Genomic DNA, 7,720 nt, shown 5'->3' on the forward strand with positions numbered 1-7,720 from the left:
GCTACTTCTCCTCGCTTTCAGCGGAGATGGAGGCCGCTGTCAAGCCGGAATCTGAGGCGGGGGCGGAATCCGTTTTCAGCTTTGATGCGGGGGCTTCGGCCTTGGTTGCTTCGATCTCTGGGTCGCGCCCAGCCTTGCGGTCGGCCTCGGCCAGGGCAAACATCTTGCCCATGCCATTGACGCTCGGCTTGGCGAAGAACTGGTTGCGCGAAGCGAGGATCATCAGCGGTGCGGTGACCAGGAACGTCACCAGCAGGTCAAAGATAGTGGTCAGACCCATGGTGAAGGCGAAGCCCTTAACCTCGCCGACGGCCAGGAAGTAAATGATCACTGCACCGATGAGGGTGACCATGTTACCGGTGACAATGGTCTGCTTCGCACGGTCCCAACCACGCGCGGTGGCGGAGCGGAACGTCTTGCCGGCGCGTACCTCGTCCTTAATGCGCTCATAGAGCACGACGAAGGAGTCAGCCGTCGCACCGATACCGATGATCAAACCAGCCACACCGGACAGATCAAGGGAGTAGCCGATCCACCTGCCCAGCAGCACCAGCATGCCGTAGACGAGCACACCGGAACCCACCAAGGTGATCAGTGAGATGAAGCCGAACATGCGGTAGTAGGTGAACACGAAGATCGCGATCAGTACCAGGCCAACAAGGCCCGCGACAAACCCGGCCTTCAGTGAGGCCTCACCCAGAGATGGGGGGACGGTCTGTGCTGTTCCGCCTGGTTCGCCGTTCTCACCGGCGAAGGACAGAGGCAGTGCGCCATAACGCAGGTTGTTTGCCAGCGCCTGGGCTTCTTCCTGAGTGAAGTCACCCGTGATCGAGGTAGCAGATCCCACCGGGGTTGCTCCCTGGATGACGGGTGCGGAAATGATCTGAGAGTCCAGGGTGATGGCGATCTGCTGCCCCAGCTTCTCCGAGGTCAGCTGAGCCCAGGTCTGGGAACCGTTGTGCTCACCGTCCTGCTTGAAGGAGAAGCTAATCTCCATTTGGCCGGTTTCCGGGTTGAACCCGCCGTTGATCGGCTTGTTGGTGTCAATCTGGTTACCAGTCAGACGAGGCCCGTCCTCATCTGTGACACCTGCAAGCAGGGGCACCGGTTCAAGCAGGAGTGCTTGGCCGCTGTTCGGGTCGCAGGAGACCAACGGTAGCTCCGGCTCGTCGGTACCTGCCAGCGGGTCTGTAGAGTCTGGCTCGCAGCGCATCAACGCTTGGGAGGCCAATTGCTGTGTCGGATCCTCCGATTGGCGGTCCTCCTGCAGCATGGCCGTGAGTTCCTGGCGGCGCTCGCCTGCCTCAAGCGAGTTCGCTGGCTCCGGCAGAGGCTCCGCAGTCACCGTTGGAGTCTCCACGGCGTTCTCTTCCCCGAGGGTCTGGTTCAACGCGCTGAAAATTTCATTCAGCGATTCATTGGCCTGTTCTTCAGTGATGATGCCGTATTCCACCCAGTCATTGGCCGTCTCTTCCATGACCTCCGGCAGGGCTTCCATATCTGGCATGCCTGGCTGTGCCACCGGGCGGAACATTAACTGCGACGTCTGGCCCAGGTTACGCACTTCGGAGGTATCGTCGCCCGCAACCGTGATGACCAATGTGTTGCCGTCGACGACAACTTCCGCGCCAGAAACGCCCATTCCGTTCACGCGGTTTTCTAGAATCGTGCGCGCTTGATCCAACTGGTCCTGTGTCGGCTCGNCGCCCTGCGGAACGAGGGTGACGCGCGTGCCACCCTGCAGGTCGATTCCTAGTTTCGGTGTTGCTGAACGATCGCCGGTAAAAAATACCAGCGCGTACACAACAGCGACAATGAGCACGAATACGGCCAGTGCGCGCTTGGGCCACTGCCGTTTCGAACCATTGTCTTGTGTACGCCGAGTAGTAACGGACACGGAGGCTTCTCCTCGATGGTGATGGACTAGCTAATTAACGTAACGAATACAAACTCTCATCGTACGTCAGGCGCCCGAAAAACTTGTGCCCGGCCCCGCTAAAAGCAGGGTCGGGCACAATATTTCAGGAAGCGTTTCGTTTAACGCTTCTCGTCGTTGTCCGGATCGAAGCGGTCAGATGGAAAGTTCTCGGGGTGCTGGTTTCGATCGTCTACCTCAGTAGGGTAGTTGTCCCATTCGTCTCCGGCTGACCCAGGCACACCACCTGCCGGCGGCTCAACCTCCTCGACCTTGCGCATGACGCCTGCGCGCTCCATCGTGGCGTGGACTCCCGGCGCCAGCTCCAGGGTCAACACCGAATCGTGCGTATCGACGATCGTTGCGTGGAAGCCGGACACGGTGACAATCTGATCACCGGGCTGCACAGAGTTCTGTAGCGCGACTACTTCCGATTGGCGCTTCTTCTGCTGCCGGGCCATCAGAAGTGACGGGATCATAAAAATACCGAGGATGAGGATTAAAAATACAATTTCCATAATGCGTCCCATTCTTACACGGCGGCTATCTAGCTAGCTAGTGCCGGCCCCGATTCTTTTCTTAAAGCACGTTGAGTTGACCAGGTGCCTCCGGCGGCGGTTGCAGCCCGCAGTGGTGCCACGCGGCAGCCGTTGCCACCCGCCCACGGCCAGTCCGAGCCATCAAGCCAGCACGCACGAGGTAGGGCTCGCACACTTCCTCCACGGTGCTGGGTTCCTCGCCGACAGCCACAGCAAGCGTATTCACACCCACGGGCCCACCACCATGCCCCCTGATCAGGGCGTCGAGGACTGCCCGATCAAGGCGGTCAAGGCCTAACTCGTCGACATCAAAAACACGCAGGGCTTCCTGGGCTGCGGTGAGGTTCACGCGGCCATCGCCGTTCACCTCTGCCCAGTCGCGGACACGACGCAGCAACCGGTTGGCGATGCGCGGGGTGCCCCGCGAGCGCGCCCCGATCTCAACCGCAGCCTCGTCATCAATACTGACCCCGAGGATGCTGGCAGCACGCGTGACGACGCGCGTGAGATCGTCCACGTCATAGAATTCCATCTGCGCGGTAAACCCGAAGCGGTCACGCAACGGGCCAGTAAGCATCCCTGCTCGGGTTGTCGCCCCGACCAGAGTAAACGGAGGGATCTCCAGAGGAATAGACGTGGCACCAGGGCCCTTACCGACGATCACATCGATTCTGAAGTCCTCCATGGCCATGTACAGCATTTCTTCCGCTGGCCGAGCAATGCGGTGAATCTCATCAATGAAAAGGACATCGCCTTCCATCAAGTTGGAGAGCATTGCGGCGAGATCGCCTGCACGTTCCAGTGCGGGGCCAGACGTCATGCGGAGCGAAGACCCCATTTCCTGCGCGATAATCATCGCCAAGGTGGTCTTGCCCAGTCCAGGGGGGCCAGACAGCAGGATGTGGTCGGGGGTAACCCCGCGCTGCCGAGCACCCGTCAGCACCAAATCTAATTGCTCACGCACCTTCGGCTGGCCAATGAACTCGTCGAGAGCTTTCGGTCGCAGAGTCTTTTCGACATCACGGTCATCGGCCTGTTCTTGCGGATCGACGGGGGCATCGTCGGCACGCGAGGCCTTACGCTGCATATCCGGCGGGAGCTGAAACTCCGTTTTCTCAATATCAGACACGGTTGCGCTCCCCTACTTCTTGCCTAGTTGTGACAATGCGGTGCGCAAGACGGTCGCCGTGTCCGCTGTAGCACTATCTTCGGGCAGCGTTTCGACGACCTGTTCCACGACAGGACGTGCCTGCTTATCTGTGAAGCCTAGCCCCACCAAGGCTTCGACAACTTGCTCCACTACTGCTGGAGAACCGCCGGTGGAGGCCGTGGTGGCATCTGCCGCCTCTTCCTCAGGGAACAGGCCCTGCAGCTTATCCTTCAGCTCGACGATCATGCGCTCGGCCATCCGCTTGCCCACTCCAGGAATCGTCTGAAGCGATTTGGGGTCCTCGCTGGTGATGTGGTGAGCAATCTCCGCGGCGTTAAATACCGACAGGGATGCCAGCGCCAGCTTCGGGCCGAGGCCAGACACCGTCTGCAGGGTGTGGAACATCGTTCGATCATCATCGTCCATGAACCCGTACAAGGTCATCGCGTCCTCACGCACGGCAAGAAAAGTGAGCACACGAGTGGTCTGACCACGCGTCAGCCGACCAAGCGTCGGCGGTGTTGCAAGGAAGCGATACCCCACCCCGCCGCATTCGATCACCGCGTGATCTAAGCCGATCGAGATCACTTCTCCGTGCAAAGAATCAATCATGAACGTTTCTCTCCTGCAGTATTAAGGGCCATCTGAGTCCGAGCAAGTAACGGGGCGCGCCAACAATGACACACGGCAATCGCCAGAGCATCAGCGGCGTCCGCCGGTTTCGGCGCTTCCGACAATCCAAGGATGCGCGTAATCATCACGGTCATCTGTTTCTTGTCGGCGCGACCATTTCCAGAGATCGCCTTCTTCACCTCTGACGGGGTGTACATGTGCACGGGAATGTTCCGCTCCGCGGCGGCGAGGATCATCACCCCAACAGCGTGGGCGGTGTTCATCACGGTGGACACGTTGCCGCGTTCGAAGATGCGCTCCATCGCGACAACGTCAGGCCGGTACTCATCCATCCATTCTCCCACCGCCCGCGAAATACGGAGCAAGCGTTCCGCCAGTTCGGCATCAGAAGGAGTGCGCACCACACCTACAGCCACCGGAATGACTTGGCGCCCGCGACCGGCTTGGACAACCGAGAGGCCACAGCGCGTCAACCCGGGGTCAATTCCCATTACCCTGAGTCCTTCTAAGTTCACTCACGCCTCCAACAACGTTCTGCCCAACATGTCCAACAAGACCGTGTAGTCACACACTTGTTCTATCATAGCGTGCAGACATAAAGATTCAGCCCCGCCGTCACCAGTAATGCACAGCGGGGCCAATCGCGACGGTAAACGTCGATAGTCATCGATAGTCGTCGATCTAGATGTACTGACCGGGAACGTTGATCAATCGTGAGAACGGCGGTTGGTTCCCACAGGCCGTGTGGGGCCGATGGTGGTTGTAGTAGTGCAGCCAGCCCTCGAGCTCACCGCGCCGCTCAGCCTCGGAGGTGTAGCAGCGAGCGTAGGCCCAGCCATCGGCCAGGGTGCGGTGGAAACGCTCGACCTTCCCGTTGGTCTGCGGCCGATACGGCCTCGTGCGCTTGTGCCGGATGCCCAGCTCGGCGCAGGTGTCTCGCCACAGGTGTGAACGGTAGGCGCCGCCGTTGTCGGACAGGATCTGCTCGACCGTGACACCGCGGGCGTTGAACCACTCGACAGCCCGAACGAGCACGGCGGCGGCGGTGAGGGAGGTCTCGTCGTCGTGGATCTCGGCATAGGCGACGCGGGAGTGGTCGTCGATGACGGTGTGGACGTAGGCCTTGCCCATGAGCGGATCCCGCCACTTGTTGCGGGGCTTGTCGGGTGTGGCGGCTCGGTTGCGGTCGCCTTGTTGTCGGCCGACGTAGCGCCAGCCGCCGCCGTCGGGGATGTTGCCGAGCTTCTTCACGTCGACGTGCAGCATTGCCCCGGGGTGGTCGTGCTCGTAGCGGCGCACTGGCTCCCCGGTGGCGCGATCGACGTGCGACAGCCGGTTCAGGTGCGCGTCGACCAGGATCCGGTGGACCGTGGACGGTGCGATCCCCAGCCGGCAGGCGAGTTGGACTGGGCCTTCGCGCAGTCGGAGGCGGAGCTGGACGCAGCGCTTCGCGGTGGCGTGGTTGGTCTTGTTCGGTGACCGGTGCGGCCGCGAGGTCCGGTCCTGCATGGACTGGCCTGTGCGGTAGCGGTCGGCCCAGCGCTTCACGGTGGGCCAGGAGACCTGAAACCTGGCGGCGACCTCGCTAATCGGCCAGCCTTGGTCGACCACGAGCTGGGCGACGATCAAGCGGTGGCGCGGCGTGAGGGCAGCGTTCGGATGTGACATGAGGACCTTTCGTGCTACGCCGGGCGGCGCGCAGTGGGACCTGGATGAGTGTCAGGTTGGGCTGACGTGGATCCGTAGTGCTTGGGCCGCGAAGTCGGCGGCTTCGGAGCTTCCGAAGGCGGGATGGAAGTCGGGATTGGTGACGTAGAGGTTGGCCATGCCGAGCACCATGGCGGTCGCGTTGGCCGGGTCGTTGGCATGGGTGGGGGTGCCGGGGATCTGGGCGAACCAGGCGACATGCGCAGCTGCATGGGCCTGTGCCTCGGGGCTCGATGGCCCATGGCCGGCGGCGTGCAGCTCGCCCCAGCGGGCAAGTAGCTGCTCGGCATCGGCCTGGAACTGCTGCTGTTGTGCCAACGTCTTGGCGTGCCACCACTGGTTGGAGGCGTCGAAAGCTTCTTGCCCCCAGCGGGAGACCACCTCGGTCTTGTAGCGGTCGTTGAAGCCCTCGAGCATCATGTCCATGCGGGGCAGACGCCCCTGGCGGCGCATGGCGATGGTGTTCTCGACAGAGGCTATGCGCCGGACCAGAGCTTCACGGTCACGACGGAGTCTGACGAGGTGCTTCTCCAGGGCAGCTACCTCGTCGGCCTGATCGTGTTCGGAGTCGAGGACTGTGGCGATCTCGTCGAGCGACACCCCGGCGTCGCGCAGCAGCAGGATGCGTTGGAGGCGGGCCACGGAGGTTGGGCCGTAGTAGCGATAGCCGTTGGCGCCGATCCGGTCAGGGGTCAGCAGGCCGATCTGGTGGTAGTGCCGCAGGGCTCGGCCACTGATCCCGGCACGTTGCGCCAGTTGCTGGACGGTCCACTCCACCACGACCCACCCTCCTTCACTGTCCAGTCGTTGCCAGACCCAACTGTGGCAGGGCCACGGCCAGGATGTCGGCTGCGGGGACCGTCACGCAGTCGGCTGCACTGCGACCGGTCGCGGACAGGTAGGCGTTGGCGATTCGGGCACCCGCTGCATAACCCGCCCCGGTGGGCAGGCCCACCGGGGTCCCGCCGAACAGGCGCGCGCTGGCATCGCCCAGAACCCAGGCACTGAAGTCCCGCATCCCGGTCACCCCCAGCCCCTCGACGACCCGCGCCAGCACCGGGTCACTGGTTCGGGTCTGATCGCTGACGAAGTGGGTGAATCCCCGCGCACCGTAGGTCTCGGCAGCGAACAGGTCCGCCAGGCCCTCAGCCACGACGTGCTCACCGACGGTGACGGTCCTGGGGTCCCACACCACGCCGCCGGGCGAGTAGCGCACGTTGTGGTGGAGCTCATGCAGTGCGATGGCCTCCAAACGGTCCAGTACCTGCGAGGTGGGCCAGACGGTGATTGCGATGAAGCCGCTGATCCCGCCGAAGGCCGACAGTCCACGGATCTCGTCCATGAAGTGCTTGTTGTCGGGGTCGCCCAGGACGAGTAGCACGCGAAGGTCAGGCATGGACATACTCGGGTTGGCTGCTGCCAACCGCTCCAAGCCGTCCTGCACGGCGCGCTCGACCCGACCCCACGCATCGGCTGCTTCCAAGGCCTCCAGGCCTTCGAGGACCAGGTCGCGTGGGGCTTCAGGTCCGAAACCGAAGTTCTGGGCATGTACCTGGGCCAGGTCCGGGCCGCCCGGGATGAATAAGTACATGCCGGCCATCGGCGCCCACAGGGCACGGGCCGCCTCATCCCATTCGCCCGGCTGTGCTTGAGCCAAGCGCCGCATGCCAGCGAGGCTGTCGATCATCGAGACTGTCATGCCCACGACTGTACACGTTGACGTCACGGCAAGGTCAATCTCTCGCTTCGATCAACGTCTCCGGTCAGTACATCTAG

Annotated in this window: 8 protein-coding genes; all 8 read right to left on the bottom strand. The window is 62.2% G+C overall.

All coding sequences use genetic code 11. The features are described from left to right. Position 1: 1 nt before the first annotated feature. Positions 2-1,897 (bottom strand): protein translocase subunit SecD, encoded by a 1,896-nt coding sequence (gene secD / locus B097_RS0108320; RefSeq protein ID WP_018582077.1) that lies wholly within the window; start codon positions 1,895-1,897, stop codon positions 2-4. Between the two features lie 140 nt (positions 1,898-2,037). After that, on the bottom strand, positions 2,038-2,445 hold the full coding sequence (yajC, locus tag B097_RS12725) for a preprotein translocase subunit YajC (protein ID WP_115324652.1): 408 nt from the start codon (positions 2,443-2,445) through the stop codon (positions 2,038-2,040). A gap of 49 nt (positions 2,446-2,494) precedes the next feature. After that, complete coding sequence (gene ruvB, locus B097_RS0108330; protein WP_018582079.1) at positions 2,495-3,583, bottom strand: Holliday junction branch migration DNA helicase RuvB; 1,089 nt, start codon at positions 3,581-3,583, stop codon at positions 2,495-2,497. Between the two features lie 12 nt (positions 3,584-3,595). Continuing rightward, on the bottom strand, positions 3,596-4,216 hold the full coding sequence (gene ruvA / locus B097_RS0108335) for a Holliday junction branch migration protein RuvA (protein ID WP_018582080.1): 621 nt from the start codon (positions 4,214-4,216) through the stop codon (positions 3,596-3,598). Next, on the bottom strand, positions 4,213-4,752 hold the full coding sequence (ruvC, locus tag B097_RS0108340) for a crossover junction endodeoxyribonuclease RuvC (protein ID WP_081618033.1): 540 nt from the start codon (positions 4,750-4,752) through the stop codon (positions 4,213-4,215). The genes ruvA and ruvC overlap by 4 nt, the downstream gene beginning before the upstream one ends. A gap of 166 nt (positions 4,753-4,918) precedes the next feature. Further along, positions 4,919-5,905: an IS481 family transposase gene (locus tag B097_RS0108345; RefSeq protein WP_018582082.1), complete on the bottom strand. Its 987-nt coding sequence runs from the start codon at positions 5,903-5,905 to the stop codon at positions 4,919-4,921. A 51-nt stretch (positions 5,906-5,956) separates the two neighbouring features. Continuing rightward, positions 5,957-6,724, bottom strand: coding sequence for a MerR family transcriptional regulator (locus B097_RS0108350; protein WP_018581286.1), 768 nt, complete (start codon positions 6,722-6,724; stop codon positions 5,957-5,959). Between the two features lie 13 nt (positions 6,725-6,737). Further along, positions 6,738-7,643 (bottom strand): DUF2268 domain-containing putative Zn-dependent protease, encoded by a 906-nt coding sequence (locus B097_RS0108355; RefSeq protein WP_040429357.1) that lies wholly within the window; start codon positions 7,641-7,643, stop codon positions 6,738-6,740. Between the last annotated feature and the right edge of the window lie 77 nt (positions 7,644-7,720).

Source organism: Corynebacterium pilosum DSM 20521 = CIP 103422 (genome assembly GCF_000373805.1).
Taxonomy (GTDB): Bacteria; Actinomycetota; Actinomycetes; order Mycobacteriales; family Mycobacteriaceae; genus Corynebacterium; species Corynebacterium pilosum.